Source organism: Streptomyces sp. NPDC001530, from assembly GCF_042894545.1.
Lineage (GTDB): Bacteria > Actinomycetota > Actinomycetes > Streptomycetales > Streptomycetaceae > Streptomyces.
The window spans coordinates 102091-125652 of record NZ_JBIAVS010000017.1; the positions used below are offsets into that span (position 1 = coordinate 102091).

The following is a 23562-nucleotide window of genomic DNA, read 5'->3' on the forward strand; positions in this document are numbered from 1 at the left end:
CGCGGCGAAGCCGCAATCAGACACAGCATGGGGGCCAGGGACTTCACTCCGGTGAAGTAACAGGAAACGCAGGCCAGTTGGCCCGGCACTGCTTTACGCACGTGCCGGGCCTACAGCCACGCCAGTGACGCGGCCCGCTCCAGTACGGCGCCGATCACGGCGTCGTCGCCCGCCGCGCCCCTCGGCACCTCGTCGGGTGCGTACCGTCCGCCCACCAGCAGGCAGAAGTCGACCGGATCCAGGACGAGTTCGGCCCGTACGGGCTCGTCCTCGGAACCGAGCACCCACTCGGCGTCGCGCTCTCCCCCGGTCACCGCGAACAGCACCGGCGGTGCCGTGGGGCCCAGGGCCATGCCGAGGATGCGGACGGCCAGGCGGACGAGTTGCCACAGGTGCGGATCCAGGGGTGGGGGCACGGCGAGCCCGAGGGCCCGCCCGACGTCGTCGGTGTGGATCCACGCCTCGAAGGCCCGCACGACGAAGTGGTCCGCGACGGGCAGCCGTACGCCCATCAACGTCGTGGCGTGCGTGGCCCGTTCGGGATCCCGCGCCTCCGGCGTGGCCAGCAGCGCTCCGGCCTGCGCGGTCCACGCGGCGACGGTCTCCTCGGGGGTACGGCCCCGCTCGTAGGCGATCACGGCGGCGGTCCGCGCGGCCCAGGCGTCCTGCCATCCCGTCCCCTCCGCGACCCGGGACTCCGGCACCCGCGCCGCAAGGCCCAGCCGGCGCGCCAACGGCTCGTCGGCCGCGATCAGATGGGCGACGGTGGCCTGCACGTCCCAGTCGTGCACGACCGGTGTGCTCCAGGCGTCCTGACCGTCCACCTCCCGCAGCAGCGCCTGGAGTCCGGCGACCGCGGCGGCGTACGGGGCGGCGTGCGGGGCCACGCGGGGTGCCGCGGGACGCGCGCGCAGGGCGACGGTGAGGACGCCGTGGGTGTCGACGGAGGCGCCGTTCGCGAGGGGCGGCCGTGGGGCGCCGTCCAGCAGCCGTACCGTCTCCCGCAGCCGTTCGGCCTCTGTCGCGCAGGACTCGCACGCGGCCAGGTGGAGGGGGACCGTCTTCTCGTCGGCGGGGGTCAGTGCGCCGACGGCCCAGGCCGCCAGCAGGTCCCGTACCTCGTCGTGGTCGGTGCTCATCACGTGCCGTCCTTCCGGGCCATGGCCGGCAGGGTGGCCGCACCTCGCCCCGCTATGGCCACCCTACGCACGCCCGGTCCGACCGGAGTCACCCTGCCGACACCCGGCCCGACCGGGGCCACCCTACGCACGCCCGGCCGCACCTGGACCACCCTGCCCACGCCCGGCCGCACCTGGACCACGCTGCCCACGCCCGGCCCCAGCTGGACCACGCTGCCCACACCTGCCCCGATCTGGGCCACCCGCATCGCCATCACGCGCCCCTCTCCAGTGCCGGATCCGGTGGGTCGGCCAGGGATTCGGCGAGTTTGCGCAGGGCGGAGCGGAGCCGGGTCTTGGCCGTGCCCTCGGGGATCCCCAGTTCCACGGCGGCCTGCCGGTAGGTGCGGCCGGCGAAGTAGGCGAGGTGGACGACTTCCCGCTGCGGCTGCGGGAGTTCGGCGAGGGCGGTGTGCAGCAGCCGTGAGCGTTCGCGGTCGACGACTGTCTCGTCGGGGCCGGGCGCGGCGTCGGGGATGGCGTGCAGCGCCGAGTCGTCGGCGCGGGCGTCCTTGCGGTGCCGGGCCTCGCTGCGCACCCAGTCCACGGCCCGCCGGTGGGCGAGCATGGACAGCCAGGTGCGCAGCGAGCCGCGGCGTGCGTCGAAGGCGTACGGCCTGCTCCACAGCTGTGCGAAGACCTCCTGTGCCACGTCCTCGGCGGCGGCCGGGCTGCGGGTGACCCGGACGGCGACGTGCCGGACCAGCCGCCCGTAGGCGGCGTACGCCTCGGTCAGCGCGGTCTCGTCGCCGTACACCAGCCGCCGATGCAACTCCGCGTCCGCGGCGGGTTTTCCGAGCGTCGGATCCACCGGCACCACCACCTCGTGGTGTCTTCCTAGCGCCCTCCCGCACCCCGCGCCAGAGGGCGATCCCCTCAGCCGGACAGGACGTCCAGCAGCCGGTCGACGTCTGCAGGCGTGTTGTACAGGTGGAAGGCGGCCCGCAGATTGCCCGCCCGGTCGGAGACCTCGACTCCTGCGCGGCTCAAGTCGGGCTGGCGGTGGCCGAGTTCGGGCACGGAGACGATCGGTGAGCCGGGGGCGGGGATCGGTTCGTGGCCGACCGCGTGCAGGCCCGCGCGGAAGCGGTCGGCGAGGGCCAGGTCGTGGGCGCGTACGTTCGCCACGCCCAACTCCTCGAGGAGCTCCAGCGAATGCCGGGCGCCCGCGTACGAGAAGAGGCTGGGGCTCTCGTCGAACCGCCGTGCGGAGTGGGCGAGTTCCTCGACCGGGCCGTAGCAGCTGTCCCAGGGGGCCTCTCCCGCGACCCAGCCCGCGAAGAGCGGGGTGAGCCCGCCGAGGTCCTCCGGGACGACCAGGAAGGCCACGCCCCGCGGGCAGACGAGCCACTTGAAGGCGACGGAGGAGACGTAGTCGTACGCGTCCGCGTCCAGGGGCAGCCATCCGGCGGCCTGGGACGCGTCGATGTACGTACGCGCCCCGTGCGCCCGCGCGGCGTCGCGAATGCCCGCCAGATCGGCGATCCGCCCGTCCGCGGACTGCGCGGCGCTGACGGCGACGAGCGCCGTGTCCGGGCGTACCGATTCGGCCATCCGCTCCAGCGGTACGGCGCGGACCTTGAGGTCGCCGCGGACGTGGAAAGGGTTCACGACGGAGCTGAAGTCCGCCTCGGCGGTGAGGACTTCGGCGCCCTGCGGCAGCGATGCGGCGATCAGTCCGCTGTAGACGGCGACCGAGGCCCCGGCCGCCACCCGACGTCCGGGAACCCCGACCAGCCGCGCGAACGAGGCGCGCGCGGCCTCGACGTCCGCGAACATGTCGGACGGCTGACCGGCGGCGACGGACTCGACGGCGCCGCGCATGGCAGCCACCGTGCGGGCCGGTACGAGGCCGGTGCTCGCGGTGTTCAGATAGGTGTTCTTCGGGGCGAACTCGGCACGGACGAGGCTCTCGAAGGTCTCCATGGGACCACTCTGCGGCCCCAGGAACCCCCCGTCCATTGCGGATTTTTACGTGAATCCCCTAAGGAGCGCTTATACGTGGGCTCCGACCTGGGGTTTTCAGTTCTGCGGTACGGCGCATCCGTCCGGACCGCAGGCCTCCGCGTCGGCGGAAGCGTCCTGGATCAGCTTCAGCGGCGGACGCTCGCCCCATGCCTGGGTCAGCGCCTGCGCGAAGACCTCGGCGGGCTGGGCGCCGGAGACGCCGTACTTGCGGTCGAGGACGAAGAACGGCACACCGTTCGCACCCAGCTCGGCGGCCTCGCGCTCGTCGGCGCGGACGTCGTCGGCGTACGCGGTCGGGTCGGCGAGCACCTCGCGGGCCGCGTCGGCGTCGAGTCCGGCGGCGACGGCCAGCTCCACGAGCCGCTCGTCGTCGTCGAAGACGGTCCGCTCCTCGGCGAAGTTCGCCTTGTACAGCAGGCTGATCAGCTCGTCCTGCCTGCCCTGCTCCTTGGCGAAGTGCAGCAGGCGGTGCATGTCGAAGGTGTTGCCGTGGTCGCGGTCCCGGGTGCGGTACTCCAGGCCCTCGGCGGCGGCCTGCGAGCCCAGGTTCTCCTCGCCGGCCTGCGCCTGCGCCTCGCTCATGCCGTACTTCTTGGTGAGCATCTTGATGACCGGCTGGATGTCGCCCTTGGCGCGGCCCGGGTCGAGCTCGAACGAACGGTGCACGACCTCGACCTCGTCGCGGTGCGGGAAGGCGTCGAGCGCCTTCTCGAAGCGGGCCTTGCCCACGTAGCACCAGGGGCAGGCGATGTCGCTCCAGATCTCGACGCGCATGTCTTCGGCTCTCTCCAGGTCGTACGGGTACGGAGACGGTCTCCGACCAGTACATGAACGTTCAAGCGCCTCGGTTCATTCCCCGGCGACCGCGTACCGCAGGTACAGATGGTGATCACCCTCGGACGGCGGGTTCTCCGGGTCCGGGACCCAGCCCAGGCGGGTGTAGAAGGCCTGGGCGCGACGGTTGTCGACGTGCACGTCGAGGGTGGCCGTCCGCTTCCCGTCGGCCTGCCACTCCTCGACGCAGGCCGCGTGCAGCCGCGTACCGATCCCGGCCCGCCAGTGGTCGGGGTCGACGTGGAACTGGAAGAGCTTCACGGTGTCGGCGGGGGCGCCCTCGGCGGTGCGGAAGGAGGCGATGCCGGTGATCCGGCCGTCCTCGACCGCGCACAGCACATGCCCGTCCGGCCGCTCGATGGCGCCCCGCCAGGCCGCGAGCCAGTCCGTGCCGTCCTGCGGGATCCCGTCCGGGTAGTACGTGGCCCGGGCCCGGGCGTGCAGGGCGGCGACGGCGGCGGCCTCGGCGGGCAGGGCGGTTCTGATCACACGGCCCACAAGGTTCACACGCTCTTGGATCATGCGACGGAGGACGTCATGGGCGGCTGTGCGGTTCCCAGTCGGCTGAACTGCGTGCGGTACGCGCTCGGAGTGAGGCCGGTGCGGCGGACCAGATGGCCGCGCAGCGAGTCGGCCGTGCCGAGACCGCAGGCGCGGGCCACCTGGTCCATGGGGAGGCTGGTCGTCTCCAGGAGTTCCTTGGCCCGCTCGACACGCTGGTGGAGGAGCCACTGGAGGGGGCTGACCCCGCTCTCGGCGTGGAAACGGCGGGTGAGCGTGCGCACGCTGACGCCCGCGTGCCGGGCGAGGTCGGTGAGCGTGAGCGGCTTGTCGAGGTTGCGCATGGCCCAGCCGCGGGTGTCGGCGCAGGCCTCGCCCCGCTCGGGCGGCAGCGGGGTCTGGGCGAACTGGGTCTGGCCGCCCGGCCGTACGGGGGCGACGAGGGCGAGCCGGGCCACCCGGCCCGCGACCGCGGCGCCGTAGTCGGTCCGGATGATGTGCAGGCAGAGGTCGATTCCGGCGGCGTACCCAGCCTTTCGGCTGTGGGTGGATGCGGGCTTGTCGCGCAGTTCCCCGCGCCCCTGAGGGGCGCGGGGAACTCCGCGATCTTTTAGCGGGGGTCTGGGGGCGCAGCCCCCAGGGACGATGGGGGTCCCCCCTGCTCGAGCGAAGTCGAGAGCTTGGGGGAGGGTAGGGGCGGAGGGGGCGATCAGCTGCCGTCCCTCAAGTCGCGTGGCCAGCTCGGGCGGAACTCGATGCCGTCGTAGGTCACCACGCAGCCCTCCCCCATGGGCGACTGAGCCATGAAGCCCACCAGGGCCGCCCCGGTCTCCTTCTCGTCGCCGAGTGTGAAGAGCCGGACGAAGATCCAGCGCTCACCGTCGCGGGAGGCGTGGAAGGCGAAGGCGCGCCCCGTACGGCTCACCCGGAGCCAGACGGAACTGCCGTCCACGGTGAAGGAGTTGGCATCGTCGGAGTGCCCCCGGGTGACCACCGTGCAGACGGTGGGCACATCCGGGGAGTACTCCAGGCAGAACTTCGCCCAGGCCCGCTCCCCCACATGGACGTACAACACCCCCGCGTCGAAGGCCGCCCCGAAGCCCACCGTGACACGGGCGATCAGCTGGAAGTCCCCCTCGGGCGCCCAGAGCAGCCGGGGCGCGTCGGAGGCGGGGTCCAGGGCCTCACCGGTGGGCGGCACGAAGCGGTCCTGGCGGGGACCCGCCCAGCCGGTGAGCACTCCGTCCTCGTACGACCAATGGCCGTCGGGGCCGTAGGTGCGGAGAGGGAAAGGGAGTTCGGGGAGTTCGACGTCCATTGCGTGAGTCTCTCAGGTCCGGCCCCGCACCCCGAAGGGGCGCGGGGCAGTGACATAGGCGGCTCCGCCGCGTGGGCGCGACAAGCCACAGACAGCCCGCAGCTCAGCCCGCAGCTCACGAGCAACCGAAGGCCCAACGGTGCACCCGGCGGAGCGCTACCGCTCCAGACGCCCGTCGTAGCGACGCGGCAACCCCAGCGGATTGTCATCGCGCAGCTCCGGCGGCAGCAGCGCCTCCGGCGCGTTCTGGTACGCCACCGGCCGCAGCCAGCGCTCGATCGCCGTACCGCCGACCGAGGTCGAGGTCGAGGTCGTCGCCGGGTACGGGCCGCCGTGGTGCTGGGCGGGGGCGACCGCGACACCCGTCGGCCAGCCGTTCACGAGCACGCGCCCCGCGAGCGGCGTCAGCTCGGCGAGGATCTCGGCGCCGCGGCCCTCGCCGGCGGCCTCCTCGGCGGAGAGCTGGACGGTCGCGGTGAGGTTGCCGGGAAGGCGGGAGAGGACCGCGCGGGCCTCGGACTCGTCCTCGTAGCGCGCGACCACGGTGAGCGGGCCGAAGCACTCCTCCAGGAGCAGGTCGTGCTCGCCCTCGACGGCGAGCTTCTGCGCGGGCACGGTCAGGAAGCCGGGGCTCACCGTGTGCTCGCCGCCCGCGCCGGGGGTCACCGGGGACTCCACGTCGGGGAGTTCGGCGCGCTCGGCGACACCGGCGATGAAGTTGTCCCGCATGCGGTGGTCCAACAGGACGCCCGCGTCGGTGTCGCTGACGGCGTCCGTCAGCGACTTCACCAGGCGGTCGCCCGCCGCGCCCGCCGGCGCGAGGACCAGGCCCGGCTTCACGCAGAACTGGCCGACGCCCAGCGTCATCGAGCCCGCGAGCCCGGCACCGATCGCCTCGGCCCGCTCGGCGGCGGCGGCCTCGGTGATCACCACGGGGTTGAGGGAGCCCAGCTCGCCGTGGAAGGGGATCGGCACGGGGCGGGCGGCCGCCGCGTCGAAGAGGGCACGGCCGCCGCGTACCGAACCGGTGAACCCGGCGGCCGCGATCAGCGGGTGCTTGACCAGCTCGACGCCCGCCTCGAAGCCGTGGACGAGGCCGACGACGCCCTCGGGGATGTCGTGCTGGGCGGCGGCCCGGCGCAGTACGGCCGCGACCAGCTCCGACAGCGCCGGGTGGTCGGGGTGCGCCTTGACCACGACCGGGCACCCGGCGGCCAGCGCGCTCGCGGTGTCGCCGCCCGCGACCGAGAAGGCGAAGGGGAAGTTCGAGGCGGAGTAGACGGCGACGACGCCCAGCGGCACCTTGTAGCGGCGCAGGTCCGGGATCGGCGGGGTCGCGGTGTCGTCGGGGTGGTTGATCACGACGTCGAGGTAGGCGCCCTCGTCGACGATGTCCCCGAAGGCGCGCAACTGGTAGCAGGTGCGGGCGAGTTCCCCGGTGAGCCGGACCGGGCCGAGCGCGGTCTCCGCGTCGGCGGCCTCGACGAGCTGGTCCTTGGCGCCTTCGAGCAGGTCGGCGGCGGTGCGCAGGAACGCGGCGCGGACGGTGCGGTCGGCGAGCGCGGGGCGCGCGGCGCGCGCGGCGCGCACTGCATCGTCCACCTCCTGGGCTGTGGCCTCCACCGCAACCTGTTCACGCTGCTTCCCGGTACGGGGGTCGACACTCCAGACTGGTGCTGCTGCCACCGCGGATCCCTCCAGATGTGTTGCCGCAGTTCTTCACCGCAGTTCTTATGCCATCCACCAGGGGCGTTCGATATACTGAACGCCGTCTCTGATGGTGAATATGATGCGGAGACTATTTCCCGTCCAACGAAGGGGTCAAGGGCGATGTCGGCAGGCGAGACAGGCGGCGGGGCGCAGGTCAAGTCCGCGGTGCGGACCGTGGAATTGCTCGAGTACTTCGCCGGCCGGCCCGGAATGCACTCCCTGGCGGCGGTCCAGGAGGCCGTCGGATACCCGAAGTCCAGCCTGTACATGCTGCTGCGTACGCTCGTGGAGCTCGGCTGGGTCGAGACGGACGCGACGGGTACGCGGTACGGGATCGGTGTACGGGCGCTGCTGGTCGGCACGTCGTACATCGACGGCGACGAGGTGGTCGCCGCGGCCCGGCCCACCCTTGACCGGCTCTCCGACGACACCACGGAGACGATCCACCTGGCGCGTCTGGACGGCACGAACGTCGTGTACCTGGCCACGCGCCAGTCCCAGCACTACCTGCGCCCCTTCACGCGCGTCGGGCGCCGGCTGCCCGCGCACTCGACGTCCCTCGGCAAGGCGCTGCTGGCCACCCACACCGACGAGCAGGTCCGCAAAATGCTCCCCGAGACGCTGCCCGCGCTCACCGAGCACACGATCACCGACCGGGAGAAACTCATCGAGGAGCTGCACCAGGTGCGGGAGCAGGGGTTCGCGGTGGACCGCGAGGAGAACACGCTGGGGCTGCGCTGCTTCGGTGTGGCGATCCCGTACCGTACGCCGGCGCGCGACGCGATCAGCTGCTCGGTGCCGGTGGCTCGGCTGACGCCCGCACACGAGCAGATGGTCAAGGACGCGCTGTTCGACGCCCGCGACCGCCTCACCCTGGCGACGCGCCGCCTCTGAGCGGGAGGGTTTTTGGCCGCAGTTCCCCGCGCCCCTGAAGGGGCGCGGGGAACTGCGCGACAAGCCCCCACCCACCCGCAGCCGAAAGGCTGGTTCGGGACGGGCAGGGGCGGAGGGGGCGAAAACCTTCTCCCCCGCGCGGCGGACCCGCATCGTCGTCGCGCACGACGTGCATCGAGGGCCCGCCACGCGAGCGTGGAGGCATGACGCAGACAGCAGCCCCCTCCACTCCGGCGGAAACGCCCGCCACAGGCAACGCCCGGCTCCGCCGCATCCTCCGCACCGTCGCCATCGTCTCCTGCACCCCGTATCTCTCCCTCAAGATCGCCTGGATCGCCGGGAGTCACATCGGTATCCCCGAGGGAAGCTCGCTGCTGGAGCACCGCACCGGCATGGCCGTGGCGAACAGCATCACCGTGCTGATGGACGGCGCCGTCATCGTGATCGCGCTGCTGCTCACCCGGCCGTGGGGACTGCGGGTCCCCGCGTGGCTGCTGGCCTTCCCGATGTGGGTGGCCACCGGCCTGCTCGCACCGATCATGGCCGGGTTCCCCCTGCAGCTCGCGGTCAAGGCCCTCGGCGGAAGCACGAACCACGGCTCCGGACGGGAACCCTTCCTCGACGAGTGGGTGTTCGGGGTCGTGTACAGCGGATTCATCGTGCAGGGGCTCGCCCTCGGGGCGCTGTTCGTGCTCTACGCCCGGGACCGCTGGGGCCATCTGTGGCGCGGGCGGGTGTGGGAACTGCCGGTCGGTGCCATCGGCGCGGCGATGGGGGTCCCCCCTGCTCGAGCGAAGCCGAGAGCTTGGGGGAGGGCCACCGCCGTCGCCGCCGCCCTCCTCGCGCTGTTCCCGCTCACCACGCATCTGCTGTGGGCCTGCGGCGCCACGGCCGGACTCAGCGAGGGCCGAGTGGCGGACCGGACCAGTGACTTCTACGTCCTGGAGGCCATGTACGTCGGCTTCCTCGTCGCCGCCGTCGCGGGCGGCTGGCTGCTCGCCTTCCGGCGCGGCGCGGTGCTCCCCGTCAAGGTCCCGCTCGCCCTCGCCTGGGTCGGCTCGGGTGCCGTCGCCTGCTGGGGCGGCTGGCTGTCGCTGGCCTCCCTCGGCGGCGTGGACGACATCGCGGACCGCCCGACACAGCTGATGAACCTCGCCTACGCTGGCCAGATGATCGTCGGCATCCTCGTCGCCACCGTCGGCGCCTACTTCTTCGCGGAGCGGTCGGCCGGGCGGCCGCAGGCTTCACAGCGGTCGGCGTGAGCCAGTACGCCCGGTTCCTGTTCGGACGGCGGGCGCGTCGGCGGTGGATCCATCTGATCCTCGGCGGCGCCCTCGCCATGCCGTACGTCTTCGTCGGCGAGATCGTCATCGGGCCGGCCACCGATTCGCGCTACGTCTTCAACGACCTGCCCCTCCAACTGATCTCCTTCGCCGTCGGGTTGCCCCTCGCCGCTCTGACCTCGCTGTTCCCGCTGACCCGGCCGCTGGAGTCCGGTGCCGTGCGGTGGCTGTGCGGCGTCGACGCGGACCGGCTCGCGTACGGCCCCGCCCGGACGCGGGCCGCGAAGGGGCGTACGGCGGCCTGGTTCACGCTGCACCTCGGGTTCGGCGGGGTCATCTCCGGGATGTCGCTGGCGGTGCCGCCGTTCGCCGTCGTGCTGATCGCGCTGCCCGTCGTCGTCTGGCTGGGCGACACCCGGCTCGGGCTGCCCGAAGTCCTCGACCACGCCTGGGCGTTGGCGCTCGCGCCGGTCGCGGGCGTCGCGGCGCTCGTCGCCCTGGCCGGATGCGCCGCCGGCTGCGGCGCGCTGCTCGCCCGCTGGGCGCCCGAGCTCCTGGGCCCCACGCCGGAGGACCGGCTCGCGGCCGCCGAGGCCCGCGCCGCCGACCTCGCCGTACGCAACCGGCTCGCCCGCGAGCTGCACGACTCCGTCGGCCATGCCCTCAGCGCGGTCACCCTCCAGGCGAGCGCCGCCCGCCGTGTCCTCGACACCGACCCGGACTTCGTCCGCGAGGCCCTCACCGCGATCGAGGAGACGACCCGCCGGACGGTGGGTGAACTGGACGCGGTGCTGGGCGTGTTGAGGGAGGGCGATGAGCGGTCCACCGCCCCGGCGCCCACTCTCGCCGCCGACCTCGACGGCCTCCTGCGCCGCACCCGTACCGGTGGCCTCCAGGTGACGGCCGCCGTGGAGGTGGGACCGGAAGACCTGCCCCCGCTCGTCTCCCGCGAGGCGTACCGCATCGTGCAGGAGGCCTTGAGCAACGCGCTGAGGCACACGGGGCCGGGAACACCGGTGACCCTGCGGCTCGCTCTGCACGACAAGGACCTGGAGATCACCGCCGAGAACCCCGCCCCGCGGGCCACTGCTCCCCGCCCCGGCGGCGGCCATGGCTTGCGCGGCATCGCCGACCGTGCCCGGCTCCTGGGCGGCACGGCCGAAGCGGGCCCCGCCGACGGCGTGTGGCGCCTGACCGTACGACTGCCCGTCGAGAGAAACGAAGGACCCGTATGACCCTCCGTATCGTCCTCGCCGACGACGAACGCATGGTGCGCACCGCGCTGCGTGTGATCCTCGCCGCCGAGCCCGACCTGGAGGTCGTCGGTGAGGCGGCAACCGGTGCCGAGGCGGTGTCCGTCGTCCGGGAGCTGAAGCCGGACGTCGTCCTCATGGACGTCCGCATGCCCGAGATCGACGGCATCCGGGCCACCGAGCAGATCCTGGCGACGCTCCCCGATCCCCCGCGCATCGTCGTCGTGACCACCTTCGAGAACGACGCCTATGTATACGAGGCGCTGCGCGCCGGAGCCTCGGGCTTCCTGCTCAAGCGCGCCGACGCGGACGCGCTCGTCCAGGCCGTACGGCTGGTCGCGTGCAGCGACACGCTGCTGTTCCCGTCGGCGGTGCGGGCGCTGGCCGCCGAGCACGCGCGGTCACGGCCTGCCGCGCCGCCGTGGGTGGCGAAGCTCACCGCACGGGAGGGCGACGTCCTGCGGCTGATGGCCACGGGCCTCACGAACGCCGAGATCGCCGGGCGCATGGGCGTCGGCACCGCGACGGTGAAGACCCACGTCGCCGCTGTCCTGGCGAAGACGGGCACCCGGGACCGCACCCAGGCGGTGATCGCGGCCTACGAAGCGGGCTTCATGAAGGAGTCATGAGAAATCCGGGCGGAAGGGAACGATCCGCACCTCTTCCCTCGTCTTCCTGAGCGGGATGAACAAGACGATCAGGCGTGCCGCCGTCTTCACTCTGCTGCTCGTGCTCGCCCTGTTGGTCAGGGCGACCTGGGTGCAGTTCTACGACGGCCAGGCGCTCGCGGACGACAAGGACAACCGGCGGAACGCGATCTCGCTGTACGCGAACCCGCTCGGGGACATCATCGTGGCCGGAGACGCGATCACCGGTTCCGCGAAGACGACAGGAAGCGACCTCAAGTACAAGCGCACGTACAAGGACGGCAGTCTGTACGCGGCGGTCACGGGCTACAGCTCGCAGGTGTACGGGGCGACCCAGCTGGAGGGCATCTACCAGGATCTGCTGGACGGCACCGACAGCCAGCTGAAGAACCCGCTCGACGCGATCACCAACAAGCGCGCCGACCCCGGTGACGTGATCACGACGATCGACCCGGAGGTGCAGAAGGCGGCGTACGACGCGCTCGGTGACAAGAAGGGCGCGGCCGTCGCGATCGACCCGAAGACGGGCAAGATCCTCGCGGTCGTCTCGACACCGTCGTACGACCCCACGACGATCAGCGCGGGCAACGACAGCGTCTGGAAGAAGCTGAAGAACGACCCCGACAAGCCGCTGGTGAACCGCGCGCTGCGGCAGCCGCTGCCGCCCGGCTCGACGTTCAAGCTGGTCGTCGCGGCGGCCGCACTGGAGGACGGGCTGTACTCGGACGTGGACGAGAAGACGGCCAGCCCGGACCCGTACACACTGCCGGGCACCACCCGGGTGCTGTCGAACGAGAACCCGAACGCGCCCTGCAAGAACGCGTCGATCCGCGTCGCGCTCCAGTACTCCTGCAACAACGTCTTCGCGAAAATGGCCGTCGACCTGGGCCAGGACAAGGTCAAGGCGATGGCCGAGAAGTTCGGCTTCAACGACGAGACGCAGGACGTACCGGTCCGGGCGTACGCCAGCGTGTACCCCTCGGACATGGAGAAGTCGTCCACGGCGCAGACCGGCATCGGCCAGTTCGATGTGACCGCGACCCCGCTCCAGATGGCCATGGTGTCGGCGGCCATAGCCAACGACGGCAAGCTGGTCTCGCCGCATATGGTGTCGCAGACCAGTGACGCCGACGGCAATGTGCTGAAGAACTACGACGACAAAACGGACACCAAGGAGATCGTCAGCTCGTCCACAGCCGAGCAGCTCCAGTCCGCGATGCAGACGGTCGTCGAGGAGGGCACGGGCACCAACGCGAAGATCTCCGGCGCCACCGTGGGCGGCAAGACCGGTACGGCTCAGCACGGCGAGAACAACAGCAAGACGCCGTACGCCTGGTTCACGTCGTACGCCAAGTCCGACTCCAACGGCAAGGAAGTCGCCGTCGCGGTCATCGTCGAACAGTCCGACGCGGCCCGCTCCGAGGTCAGCGGCAACGGCCTGGCGGCCCCGGTGGCCAAGGCGATGATGCAGGCAGCACTGAAGAACTGAGGGCCCACCCCCGCGCCCCGTTCTTCAGGGGCGCGGGGCTGTGACACTGTGCGGCTCCGCCGCGTGGGCGCGACCAGCCACATACGGCCCGCAGTCGTCCGACCGGCTACTTCACTCCGAACAACTGCTCCACGGGATCGATCGCGAAGTACACCAGGAACAGCGCCGAGGCCCCCCACAGCAGCCAGTGGACGTCCTTGGCCTTCCCCAGCACGGTCTTGATCAGGACATACGCGAGGAACCCGGCGCCAATGCCGTTGGTGATCGAGTACGTGAACGGCATCACCGCGATGGTCAAAAACGCCGGGATGGCGATCTCGTACTTGTCCCAGTCGATGTGCTTGACCTGAGTCATCATCAGGAACCCGACCGCGACGAGGGCGGGCGCGGCGGCCTGCAGCGGGACGATCGTGAGCAGCGGGGTCAGGAAGAGCGCAAGCGCGAACAACCCACCGGTGACCAGGTTGGCGAACCCGGTACGCGCCCCCTCACCGACCCCTGCCGCCGACTCGATGTACGACGTCGATGAGGAGGCCGACGCCGCACCGCCGGCGACAGCCGCCGCACCGTCGATGAGCAGCACCCTGCCGAGGTTGGGCACCTTGCCCTCCTCGTCGAGGAGGCCCGCTTCCGCGCTGATGCCGACGACCGTGCCCATGGTGTCGAAGAAGTCGGACAGGATCAGCGTGAAGACCAGCAGGACGACCGTGATCGCGCTGGTCTCGCCGAAGGCGCCGAACAGGCTGAAGTGACCGAGGAGTCCGAAGTCCGGTGAGGCGACCACGTCGTCGGGGACCTTCGGGGTGGTCAGGCCCCAACTCTTGATGTCCGCGGTGGAGTTGATGATGATCGCCACGATCGTCATGGTGACGATGCTGATGAGGATCGCGCCCTTGACCTTGCGCGCGAGCAGCCCGATGGTCAGCAGAACGCCGAGGCAGAAAACGAGAATCGGCCAGCCGGCCAGCGCGCCCGTGCCGCCGAGCTGCACCGGAACCGTCGTGTGCGCGACGTCCGGGATACGGGTGACGAACCCGGCGTCGACGAAGCCGATGAAGGCGATGAAGAGGCCGATGCCGACGCTGATGGCCTGCTTCAGCGGCTGCGGTATCGCGTGCATGACGGCTTCGCGCAGGCCCGTCACCACCAACACGCAGATGAGCAGGCCTTCCAGGACGATCAGGCCCATCGCGTCGTCCCAGCTCATCAGCGGGGCGATCTGGAAGGCGACGACGGCGTTGAGGCCGAGACCGGCAGCGAGGGCGAGCGGGAGGTTGCCGCCGACGCCCATGATGATCGTCATGACCGCGGCCACCAGGGCGGTGGCGGTGGTGAGTTGGACGGCGTCGAGCTGGTGCCCGAACTTGTCCTTGGCGCTGCCCAGGATGATCGGATTCAGGACAAGGATGTAGGCCATGGTGAAGAACGTGGCGAAGCCGCCGCGTATCTCCCGGCCGAAGGTGGAGCCCCGGGAGGAGATCTTGAAGAACCGGTCGACGCTGTTCGCCGCGGGTGGCGCGGCACTTGGCCGGTCGGTCACCTTCTGTGTGTCGGGCATGGTGTTACTCCTCGTTACCTGCGTGCTGGGTGTGCGGATGCTGGCTGGATTGTTCCCGCGTTGAACCGCTTTCAGGTTTTCTCCGTGTTACGGAATCGAGTTCGGCCCGCCATACGACGTTCGAAGTCCTGTACGGAACGCTGGTACGCTCTCGCATCTCGCCCGCATGATCACCATTCCTTCACAGGTGACACGCAGGGTTGATCAACGCACGCAGCCCGTCCCCGTCCGAAAGCCACAGCGAGGAGAGGTCGCCCGTGGGCACTGTCGTCGACGACGCCGCCTCCGTGGAGTTCCACGCCTTCTTCGAACGGCACTATGCCGAACTGGCCCGCCTGGCCAACCTGTTGACGGGTGAGCCGGACGCCGCCGACGATCTGGCGGCGGACGCGCTGCTCGCGCTGTGGCACCGCTGGGACCGGGTCCGAGCGGCGGACCATCCGGTGGCGTACGCGCGCGGGGTGGTCGCCAACCTCGCCCGCACGCGCATCCGCAGCGCCGTACGGGAGCGCCGACGGATCACGTTGTTCTGGTCGCAGCGTGAGGACAAGACCGAGAACCCCGACATACCGGGCAAGATCGATGTCCAGGAAGCGCTGCGCAGGCTACCGTTCCGCAAGCGCGCGTGTGTCGTTCTGCGGCATGCTTTCGACCTCTCGGAGAAGGACACGGCTCTCGCCCTCGGTGTTTCCGTGGGTACGGTGAAGAGTCAGACGTCGAAGGGCATGGCGGAATTGAAGCGGCTTCTCGGCACCGACGAGGCCCCGATGCGGGTGCACGCGGGGGTGCTGCCCACGGGCGGAGCCGGAGGTAGGGACCGATGAGGAAGGCGCAGGACGTGCACGACGAGCTGCGCGCCGCGCTACGTGAGGCGGCCGAGGCGCACGAGCCCGACCGCGCGCACATCCTGGCCCGGGTGGAGCGCGGGATGGCGGGCGCCGACGAGCGGCGGCCCTCGCGGCGCGCGGCGCGTCCGCCGCTGCTCGGCTGGGCCCGCGTCGTGGGCGCCACGGCCGCGGTCGCGAGCGTTCTCGCGGTGGGCGGCTACGCGGTCGCCTCGGCGGTGAAGGAGGACACCCCGCCGCAGCAAACCGTCGCGGTCTCGCCGACCCCCGAGGGGTCGCCGGACGCGACCAGCCGGGCGCCGATCGCCCCGGACCCCACCCACCGTTCCGGTACGTCGAAGCACTCCGAGAAGCCGAGTTCGCCGCCCTCGGGGTCCCCGACGCCCGGGAGTTCCGCCTCCGCCACGGCCCAGCCGCCCGCCACGGGCAACACGGACGGCCCGCTCTGGTCCGACGGCTCGGTCGACCCGCACAGCAACGACTTCTGGGCGCAGAGCAATGTGACCCTGAAGACGAGCAAGCAACTCACCTCACTCACCGTCGAGTTGAAGATCAAGCAGACCGGCGGGGTGAGCGACGCGGGTGCCTGGCGTTCGCTGCCCGAGGACGACTTCACGACGACGGTCGAGGAGAAGGACGGCTTCCTCGTCTACACCTGGGTGCTCAAGCCGGATCACACGGTCTGGCCGGGCGAGTGGGTGTTCGCGGGCCAGTACGACCACGACCGCGGCGGCCGGGACGCGAAGGACGACAGCTACTCGATCACGGCCACCGCCAAGGACGGCGAACAGTCCGCACCGACCGGTGACTTCGCGGCCCAGAACACCGACGAAGGTGACTCGTAAGAAAGTTCCGCGGACGCGGCAACCCTTTCCTCCGCAGTGGCGACCAGGAGACGCAACGATCTCCTCCCACTCAAGGAACTCGGTTCATGACTGCACGAGTTGAACAGTCTGCACGCCACCGCCGTCGGGTCACCAAGCGGCGCGCGATCATCGGCGGTGCGGCCGCTCTCGGCCTCACCGGTGCGGCGATCGTCACGACCTCGATGCTGGGCTCGGCGGGCGCGGCGACGGCGTGGCCGGACGCCAAGGGCAGCAAGGCCGTGTCGAAGACGATCCCGGTCTCGGGCACGTACGACGGCAAGCTGACGAAGTTCTACGGCAGCGGCGACCTCGGCGGCAGCGGTCAGGACGAGGGCCAGGACCCGATCTTCGAGCTGGCGGACGGTGCCGTCCTGAAGAATGTGATCATCGGCAGCCCGGCCGCCGACGGCGTGCACTGCCTGGGCAGCTGCACGCTGCAGAACGTGTGGTGGCTGGACGTCGGCGAGGACGCGGCGAGCTTCAAGGGCAAGTCGTCGTCGGCCGTGTACAAGGTCTACGGCGGTGGCGCCAAGGGGGCCGACGACAAGGTCCTCCAGTTCAACGGCGCGGGCAAGCTGGTCGTCAGCAAGTTCCAGGTCGAGAACTCCGGCAAGCTGGTGCGCTCCTGCGGCAACTGCAAGACGCAGTACAAGCGCACGATCATCATCAACGACGTGGACGTGACGGCGCCGCTCAAGGCGATCGTCGGCGTCAACGCGAACTACGGCGACACCGCCTCCCTGCGCAACGTCCGCATCCACGGCGACAGCAAGAAGAAGATCAAGACCTGCGTGCGCTTCCAGGGCAACAACACCGGCAAGGAGCCCACGGAGCTGGGCACCGGCCCGGATGGAACCACGTGCAAGTTCTCGTCATCTGACATCACCTACAACTAAGTGAACCTTCAAGTATGACGGAGCACGTTCCTTGAGCACGCACAAGAAGCACCTCACGCGCAGACGTGTGCTCGGGGCCTCCGCGATCGGCGTCACCGCCACCGGCGCCGCCGTAGCGGGAGGCGCCGGCCTCCTCTCGTCCGCCTCCGCCGCCACCTTCGGTTACACGGACGACGGGTCGAACTACGTCGTCGACACCGGCGCCTCCCTCGTCTTCAAGGTCTCCAAGTCCACGGGCGACATCACGTCTTTGGCCTACAAGGGCAAGGAGTACGAGGGCTACGGCGGCAAGCACTCGCACGTCGAGTCGGGGCTCGGCGCCTCCACCGTCACCGTCAAGAAGTCCGGGTCGACGATCCTGGTAAAGGTGGCGCACGGCGCGATCACCCAGTGGTACGCGGCCCGCAGCGGCCAGAACAGCGTCTACCTGTGGACCAACAAGGCCGACGCGTCCTTCACCGCGACCCGCTACATCGTCCGCCTCAAGCCCGGGGTCTTCCCCAACGAGGGCTCGGACTCCTGGATCGAGGCCTCCGACACGATCATCGAGGCCGGTGACGTCTGGAAGCGCGCGGACGGCACGACGCACTCCAAGCACTACTCGGGCAAGCGCACCCTCGACTACGACTACATCGGCTTCACCACCGGTTCGGCCGCCCTGTGGCTGGTGCGCTCCCACCACGAGAAGGCGTCCGGCGGCCCCTTCTACCGCTCGCTGCTGCGGCACTCGAACGACAAGGGCGCGGGGCTGTACGAGATCCTGCACTACAACGAAGCGCAGACGGAGGCCGAGCGCTTCGGGCTCCAGGGCCCGTACGTGCTGAACTTCACCGACGGCGGCGCCCCCTCATCCTCGCTGTTCCACGCGAACCTCGACACCTCCTGGGTGGACGGGCTCGGCATCACCGGCTGGGTGGGCAAGGCGGGGCGCGGCAAGGCCGCGGGCGTCGGGCTCAAGGGCATGGACGCGAAGTACGCCTACACGGTGGGCTTCGCCAACAAGGACGCCCAGTACTGGGCGAAGGCCGCGTCGGTCACCGGCGCCTTCTCCTGCCCGGGGATGCTGCCGGGGACGTACACGCTGACCGTCTACAAGGGCGAACTCGCCGTACACACGAGCGAGGTGAAGGTGACGGCCGGCGCGACGACCTCGCTCCACAGCATCACCGTCACCGGCGACCCGTCCGCCGCGAAGACGATCTGGCGGCTCGGCGACTGGGACGGTACGCCCGGCGAGTTCAAGAACGCCAAGCTGATGACGTACGCGCATCCCTCCGACGCCCGTGCGTCGAAGTGGACCGGCAACGTCACCATCGGCAGTGGCAGCGAGGCCGCGTCCTTCCCGGCGTACATGTGGAAGGGCGTCAACGACGGCATTCTCGTCTACTTCAGGCTGACCGCCGCGCAGGCCGCCGCCGCGCACACCCTGCGCGTCGGTGTGACCGACGCGTTCCTGAACGGGCGTCCGCGGGTATCTGTCAATGACTGGGTGTCGGCGGTCCCGTCGGCGCCCACGCAGCCCTCGACGCGCTCGCTCACCACGGGTTCGTACCGGGGAAACAACCACGTCTTCACTTTCAACGTCCCTAACAGTGCGTGGAAGTCGGACGTCAGTCAGTACAACGTGCTCAAGCTCAATATCGTCAGTGGTTCGACCGGCTCGGCCTACCTCAGCCCGGGCACGTCGTTCGACTGCATTGACCTGCTGACCTGAGCCCCCCTCGGTCAGCAGAAGAACGCCCCCGCCGGTGACGACCGGCGGGGGCGTTGCCCCCCTTTTTTTGGCTCGGTTCGCCTCCGGGGCGCTACAGCCGGTGTCGAGACCGGCGCGCCCCTTCGGCTCACTCGCCGGGTTGCAGAGGGCGTCAGTTCATCGTCGAGCCGATCGTCGTGGAGCCCGTCGTCAGGAACGTCGTCGAGGGCAGCGAACCGCTCGACGAGCGGGCCCCGTACGCGGTCGTCGCGTCCGTGGACTTGAACGACGGCGTGGAGACCCCGCTGTCCCAGTTGTTGGCCGCGGAGACCGTCGAGGAGCCGAGCTTGGCCAGGCCGCCCTTGTTGCTCACCGCGAGGTTCCCGGCGAGCCGCGCCTTGCCCGTGGCGAAGTAGAAGCCCGCCTCGGTGTTGGCGTACGCGGTGTTGCGGTTGAGCGCGATGGCACCGGTGTTGGAGTTCTCGGTGAAGCCGTTGAGGGTGTTGTCCCAGGCCGCGTTGTTGTTCACGACGTGCGCGACCGCGACGCCTCCGCCACCGAGCTTGAAGCCGTTGCCGTTGCCCTCGAAGGCCGAGTCGTTCCAGCGGTTCTTGCCGTTGCCGAAGGCCCAGGAGTGCTCGATGGTGACGGGCGAGGAGAACTGCCAGAGGTCGAGGCCGTCGTCCGAATTGTTGAAGAGGCGGGCGCCGGTGATCTTGTTGCCGGTGCCGGAGCCGAACTTGACGGCGATGCCGTCGGCGTTCTGGCCGTGGCCCGCCGCGTCGTAGTTGCCGTAACTGTCCAGGTTCTGCACGAGGTTGCTGGTCGTGCCGTCGCCGCGCAGGGTGAAGCCCGAGTCACCGTTGTTCGCGGTGACCAGGTTCTTGAAGATGCCGCCGACGGACGAGGTGGCGACGAAGCCCTGGGCGGGCGAGTTCTGCCAGGTGATGTTCTGGACGGTCCAGTAGTCGCCGTAGATCCCGGCCAGCCAGGAGCCGTCGGCGAGCTTGGAGCCGTCGATCTTCACCTTCTCGCTGCCGTACGCGGTCAGCGTGATGCGCGTGGAACTGGTGCCGTTCGCCGTGGACTTGAGCGTGGCCGTCGGGTAGTAGGTGCCGCCGCGCACCTGGATGGTCGTACCGGCGGCGGCATTGGCGACGGCCGACTGCAGCTGGGCGGCGGTGGAGACGGTGACCGTGGTGGCGGCGGCCTGCGCCGAACCGTTGTCCGAGAGGCCGAGGTAGACGCCACCCGCCCCCGCGGCGACGGCCACCGCGGCGGCGATCGAGAGCGTGCGGGTCCTGCGGTGGCGTCCGATGCTCTGAAGCACGGGGCGTTCCTTTCCTAGGGAAATGAGGCTGCCGCTCCTGGGGAATCGGAGCTGCCGCGAAGCGGGCCGGAGGGGCCACCCCGGCCCGCTTCTGATTCCTGGTCGCCGCCGCGGCCGAGAAGGTTGCCAGCGTCCGTACGAAAGCGATCGAAATTTTTCGCCACGCTCACCCCGCCCGCATCGATTGACGCACCGTCCCCAACTGGTGACACTCCGAGGGCAGTTCAGCCAACAGAATCCATCAGACTCCGACAGGATGTGTCATGCGACGCCGCACCGCCCGCACGCTCCTGATCCCCCTCCTCGCCCTGCTGCTGGGCCTGCTCGCGGCACCGCCCAGCCCCGCCGCGCAACCCGGAGCACCTCACGTGAACCAACAGAAGTACGCCGGCTACCTCTTCGCCTACTTCACCGGCGAGGGCACGGCCGACGGCGAGCAGATCCGCTACGCCCTCAGCCGCGGCAACGACCCCTTGCACTGGCGGGAGTTGAACGCCGGAAAGCCCGTCCTCACCTCGGACCTGGGTGAGAAGGGGCTGCGCGATCCGTTCGTGATCCGCTCCCCCGAGGGCGACAAGTTCTATCTCATCGCCACCGACCTGAAGATGTACAAGAACTCCAGCGGCAGCTGGGACTACGTCCAGCGGCACGGCAGCAGGTCCATCATGATCTGGGAGTCCACCGACCTGGTCCACTGGACCGACCAGCGGCTGGTGAAGGTCGCCCCCGACAACGCGGGCAACACCTGGGCCCCGGAGGCCTATTGGGACGACACACTCGGCGAGTACGTCGTCTTCTGGGCGTCCAAGCTCTACGCCGACGACGATCCCGACCACACCGGATCGACGTACAACAAGATGCTGCACGCCACCACGAAGGACTTCCGCACCTTCAGCGAGCCGAAGGTCTGGGACGACCCCGGCTACTCGGTGATCGACTCAACGGTCATCAAGAACAAGGGCAGTTACTACCGCTACACCAAGGACGAGCGCGATCCCACCTCGTCCAGCCCCTGCTCGAAGTTCATCACCGCGGAGAAGTCGACGTCGCTCACGGACACGTCGTACGACTTCGTCTCCGACTGCATCGGCAGCGGCTCGATCGACCGCGGCGAGGGCCCGACGGTCTTCAAGTCGAACACCGAGAACAAGTGGTACCTGTTCATCGACGAGTACGGCGGCCGCGGCTACGTCCCCTTAGAGACGACCGACCTCGACTCCGGCAAGTGGACCATGTCCACCGACTACCAGCTGCCCGCCAGCCCGCGGCACGGCACCGTGATGCCGGTGACGCAGGCGGAGTACGACCGGCTGCTCGCCGCGTATCCGGCCACCGGGACCTCGGTCGTGGACGCGACGGCGCACGGGCAGAGGGGGTACGCCGTCGTCACCGAGCCCTCCTCGAAGGTCGTGCTGCCGATGGAGCCCGGCATCGATCTCTCGCGGCTCGCGCCGCAGCTGTGGCTCGGCGCGGGCGCCGAGTCGAGCCCCAGGTCCGGCACGCGTCGCGACTTCCGCAAGCCGCAGACGTACACGGTGACGGCGGCGGACGGAGCCACCCGCACCTGGACGGTCGAGGCGGTGCCGACCCGCAGTCCGGTCCTCCCGGGCCTCAACGCCGACCCCGACGTCCACTACCTGGACGGCCAGTACTGGATCTACCCGACGACGGACGGCTACTCGGGCTGGAGCGGAACCAGCTTCAAGGCGTACTCGTCGAAGGACCTGGTGCACTGGAAGGACCACGGCGTGATCCTCGGCCTGGGGCCTGATGTGTCCTGGGCGGACAAGAACGCCTGGGCCCCGGCCATCGCCGAGCGGGACGGCAGGTACTACTTCTACTTCTGCGCCGAGCAGCAGATCGGCGTAGCCGTCGCGGACTCCCCCGCAGGTCCCTTCAAGGACGCGCTCGGCAAACCCCTGGTCGCCAAGGGGCAGTTCACGGGCCAGATGATCGACCCGGCGGTCTTCACGGACGACGACGGCCAGTCGTATCTCTACTGGGGCAACGGGCACGGGTACGTCGTGCCGCTGAACGACGACATGGTGTCGTTCGACGCGACGAAGGTGAAGGACATCACCCCGGCCGGCTTCCGCGAGGGATCCTTCGTGGTCAAGCGGCAGGGCACGTACTACTTCATGTGGTCCGAGGACGACACCCGCAGCGAGAACTACCACGTCGCCTACGCGACGGGACCGTCCCCGCTCGGTCCCTGGACCAAGCGGGGCACGATCCTGTCCAAGCGCCCGGAGTACGGCATCAAGGGCACCGGTCACCACTCCGTGGTGAACGTCCCCGGCACCGACGACTGGTACATCGTCTACCACCGGTTCGCCCTGAACGGCCCCGGCAAGCCCGGCGGGGACGGCACGCACCGGGAGACCACCGTCGACCGCCTGGAATTCGCGGACGACGGCACGATCAAGCCGGTGGTGCCGACCCTGGAGTCGATCCGCCCCGTACGGATCGGCTCCACGAATTAGCTGACGAAGTACGTCGGGTTCGGGACCTTGAACGTCTTGTCGGCGTAGCCGCCTTCGAGGTCGGAGTACTGGTCGCCGAAGTTGGCGACGATGTCGTACCCGAGGGACTCGATGTGCTTGCGGGTGCCGGACTTGTACTGCACCGTGGTGCAGTTCCAGGCGGCGGCGGTGGCGCAGTCGCTCAGGTACGCGGGCGGGTTGGCCGCGTCCTTGAGGAACATGTGGTCGGCGTCGAGGTTGATGTCGACGCCGACCTTCTTCAGGTTCTCGACCGCGGAGGCGCGCTGCGACTCCTTCAGACCCGAGTTGTAGAAGACCTCGACACCCTTGGACTCGGCGTACTCGACGAGTTCGGGGGTGCCGAAGACGGCGGGACGGTCGGCCTGGGCCACGTAGGCGGCCCAAGAAGCCGAGTTGTACGTGTAGTTGGTCTTCTTCTCGTAGTCGAGGGAGAGCAGCAGCGTGTCGTCGATGTCGAAGACGACCGCGGGGTTCTCGCCCCGGTGGTGCGCCTTGCGCGCCGCCTTGTCTATGTACTTCTTGGCGTCGGTGTCGAGACGCGCCAGGTCCTTGGCGTACGGGCTGTCCGAGGACGCCTGGTACACGCCGTTGCTGTCGAGCGTGGTGCCGTAGTAGGTGTCGATGTCCTTGACCAACTGCCCGATGTTGTAGGGCTCGTGGGTCGAGTTCGCCGTCGACTGACCGGCGGTTGCGACGCCGGTGCCGTACAGGGCGGCACCGGCGACGGCACAGGTGGCGGCGATGGCCGCGATACGAAGTGGCTTATGCATGACAGGTTTCTACGCGCGTCACCCC

20 protein-coding genes and 1 pseudogene are annotated in these 23562 nt (G+C 69.9%); 10 read left to right on the forward strand and 11 right to left on the reverse strand.

Annotated features, from left to right (window positions below; translation table 11 throughout):
* Positions 1-110: 110 nt before the first annotated feature.
* The 8 genes and pseudogenes from ACFY0T_RS32475 to ACFY0T_RS32510 all read right to left on the reverse strand — a co-directional run bounded on the left by ACFY0T_RS32475 (position 111) and on the right by ACFY0T_RS32510 (position 7485).
* Positions 111-1139, reverse strand: a complete 1029-nt coding sequence (locus ACFY0T_RS32475) for a maleylpyruvate isomerase family mycothiol-dependent enzyme (RefSeq protein WP_388878495.1) — start codon at positions 1137-1139, stop codon at positions 111-113.
* A 253-nt stretch (positions 1140-1392) separates the two neighbouring features.
* Complete coding sequence (locus ACFY0T_RS32480) at positions 1393-2001, reverse strand: RNA polymerase sigma factor (RefSeq protein WP_388878498.1); 609 nt, start codon at positions 1999-2001, stop codon at positions 1393-1395.
* Between the two features lie 53 nt (positions 2002-2054).
* Positions 2055-3104: an aminotransferase class V-fold PLP-dependent enzyme gene (locus ACFY0T_RS32485; RefSeq protein WP_388878501.1), complete on the reverse strand. Its 1050-nt coding sequence runs from the start codon at positions 3102-3104 to the stop codon at positions 2055-2057.
* A 96-nt stretch (positions 3105-3200) separates the two neighbouring features.
* Complete coding sequence (locus ACFY0T_RS32490) at positions 3201-3920, reverse strand: DsbA family oxidoreductase (protein ID WP_388878504.1); 720 nt, start codon at positions 3918-3920, stop codon at positions 3201-3203.
* Positions 3921-3995: 75 nt separating this feature from the next.
* Positions 3996-4502 (reverse strand): GNAT family N-acetyltransferase, encoded by a 507-nt coding sequence (locus tag ACFY0T_RS32495; RefSeq protein WP_388878507.1) that lies wholly within the window; start codon positions 4500-4502, stop codon positions 3996-3998.
* Positions 4499-5014 (reverse strand): annotated as a pseudogene (locus ACFY0T_RS32500) (GlxA family transcriptional regulator); the annotation flags it as partial. The gene ACFY0T_RS32495 and the pseudogene ACFY0T_RS32500, both read right to left, overlap by 4 nt.
* 176 nt (positions 5015-5190) lie before the next feature.
* Positions 5191-5799: a DUF1349 domain-containing protein gene (locus ACFY0T_RS32505; RefSeq protein WP_388878510.1), complete on the reverse strand. Its 609-nt coding sequence runs from the start codon at positions 5797-5799 to the stop codon at positions 5191-5193.
* Positions 5800-5955: 156 nt separating this feature from the next.
* On the reverse strand, positions 5956-7485 hold the full coding sequence (locus ACFY0T_RS32510) for an aldehyde dehydrogenase (NADP(+)) (protein ID WP_388878513.1): 1530 nt from the start codon (positions 7483-7485) through the stop codon (positions 5956-5958).
* 144 nt (positions 7486-7629) lie between these two features.
* Here ACFY0T_RS32510 and ACFY0T_RS32515 point away from each other — a divergent pair, with 144 nt between their 5' ends.
* The 5 genes from ACFY0T_RS32515 (at position 7630) to ACFY0T_RS32535 (ending at position 13075) form a co-directional block, all read left to right on the forward strand.
* A complete protein-coding gene (locus tag ACFY0T_RS32515; protein WP_028803360.1) occupies positions 7630-8403 on the forward strand; it encodes an IclR family transcriptional regulator in 774 nt (257 codons plus the stop codon).
* Between the two features lie 203 nt (positions 8404-8606).
* Positions 8607-9665: a hypothetical protein gene (locus tag ACFY0T_RS32520; RefSeq protein WP_388878515.1), complete on the forward strand. Its 1059-nt coding sequence runs from the start codon at positions 8607-8609 to the stop codon at positions 9663-9665.
* Positions 9662-10921, forward strand: a complete 1260-nt coding sequence (locus ACFY0T_RS32525) for a sensor histidine kinase (RefSeq protein ID WP_388878517.1) — start codon at positions 9662-9664, stop codon at positions 10919-10921. Before ACFY0T_RS32520 ends, ACFY0T_RS32525 begins: the two co-directional genes overlap by 4 nt.
* Positions 10918-11568 (forward strand): response regulator, encoded by a 651-nt coding sequence (locus ACFY0T_RS32530; protein WP_388878520.1) that lies wholly within the window; start codon positions 10918-10920, stop codon positions 11566-11568. The genes ACFY0T_RS32525 and ACFY0T_RS32530 overlap by 4 nt, the downstream gene beginning before the upstream one ends.
* Positions 11569-11623: 55 nt before the next feature.
* The gene (locus tag ACFY0T_RS32535) at positions 11624-13075 is read left to right on the forward strand and encodes a peptidoglycan D,D-transpeptidase FtsI family protein (RefSeq protein ID WP_388878523.1); all 1452 of its coding nucleotides are present in this window, start codon (positions 11624-11626) and stop codon (positions 13073-13075) included.
* A gap of 106 nt (positions 13076-13181) precedes the next feature.
* Here the strand turns inward: ACFY0T_RS32535 and ACFY0T_RS32540 are convergent, their stop codons facing one another.
* A complete protein-coding gene (locus ACFY0T_RS32540) occupies positions 13182-14633 on the reverse strand; it encodes an NCS2 family permease (protein WP_388878525.1) in 1452 nt (483 codons plus the stop codon).
* A gap of 257 nt (positions 14634-14890) precedes the next feature.
* Here ACFY0T_RS32540 and ACFY0T_RS32545 point away from each other — a divergent pair, with 257 nt between their 5' ends.
* The 4 genes from ACFY0T_RS32545 to ACFY0T_RS32560 all read left to right on the forward strand — a co-directional run bounded on the left by ACFY0T_RS32545 (position 14891) and on the right by ACFY0T_RS32560 (position 18954).
* Positions 14891-15457 (forward strand): SigE family RNA polymerase sigma factor, encoded by a 567-nt coding sequence (locus ACFY0T_RS32545; protein ID WP_369245700.1) that lies wholly within the window; start codon positions 14891-14893, stop codon positions 15455-15457.
* A complete protein-coding gene (locus ACFY0T_RS32550) occupies positions 15454-16323 on the forward strand; it encodes a hypothetical protein (protein ID WP_388878529.1) in 870 nt (289 codons plus the stop codon). The genes ACFY0T_RS32545 and ACFY0T_RS32550 overlap by 4 nt, the downstream gene beginning before the upstream one ends.
* Before the next feature lie 86 nt (positions 16324-16409).
* Entirely contained in the window at positions 16410-17240 is an 831-nt protein-coding gene (locus tag ACFY0T_RS32555; protein ID WP_388878532.1) for a pectate lyase, read from the forward strand.
* A gap of 31 nt (positions 17241-17271) precedes the next feature.
* Entirely contained in the window at positions 17272-18954 is a 1683-nt protein-coding gene (locus ACFY0T_RS32560) for a rhamnogalacturonan lyase B N-terminal domain-containing protein (RefSeq protein WP_388878535.1), read from the forward strand.
* A gap of 151 nt (positions 18955-19105) precedes the next feature.
* Here the strand turns inward: ACFY0T_RS32560 and ACFY0T_RS32565 are convergent, their stop codons facing one another.
* Positions 19106-20263, reverse strand: a complete 1158-nt coding sequence (locus ACFY0T_RS32565; protein WP_388878538.1) for a right-handed parallel beta-helix repeat-containing protein — start codon at positions 20261-20263, stop codon at positions 19106-19108.
* 263 nt (positions 20264-20526) lie between these two features.
* Here ACFY0T_RS32565 and ACFY0T_RS32570 point away from each other — a divergent pair, with 263 nt between their 5' ends.
* Positions 20527-22746 (forward strand): family 43 glycosylhydrolase, encoded by a 2220-nt coding sequence (locus ACFY0T_RS32570; RefSeq protein WP_388878541.1) that lies wholly within the window; start codon positions 20527-20529, stop codon positions 22744-22746.
* Here ACFY0T_RS32570 and ACFY0T_RS32575 read toward each other — a convergent pair.
* A complete protein-coding gene (locus ACFY0T_RS32575) occupies positions 22743-23537 on the reverse strand; it encodes an HAD family acid phosphatase (protein ID WP_388878544.1) in 795 nt (264 codons plus the stop codon). The two genes, ACFY0T_RS32570 and ACFY0T_RS32575, sit on opposite strands and share 4 nt — an antisense overlap.
* Between the last annotated feature and the right edge of the window lie 25 nt (positions 23538-23562).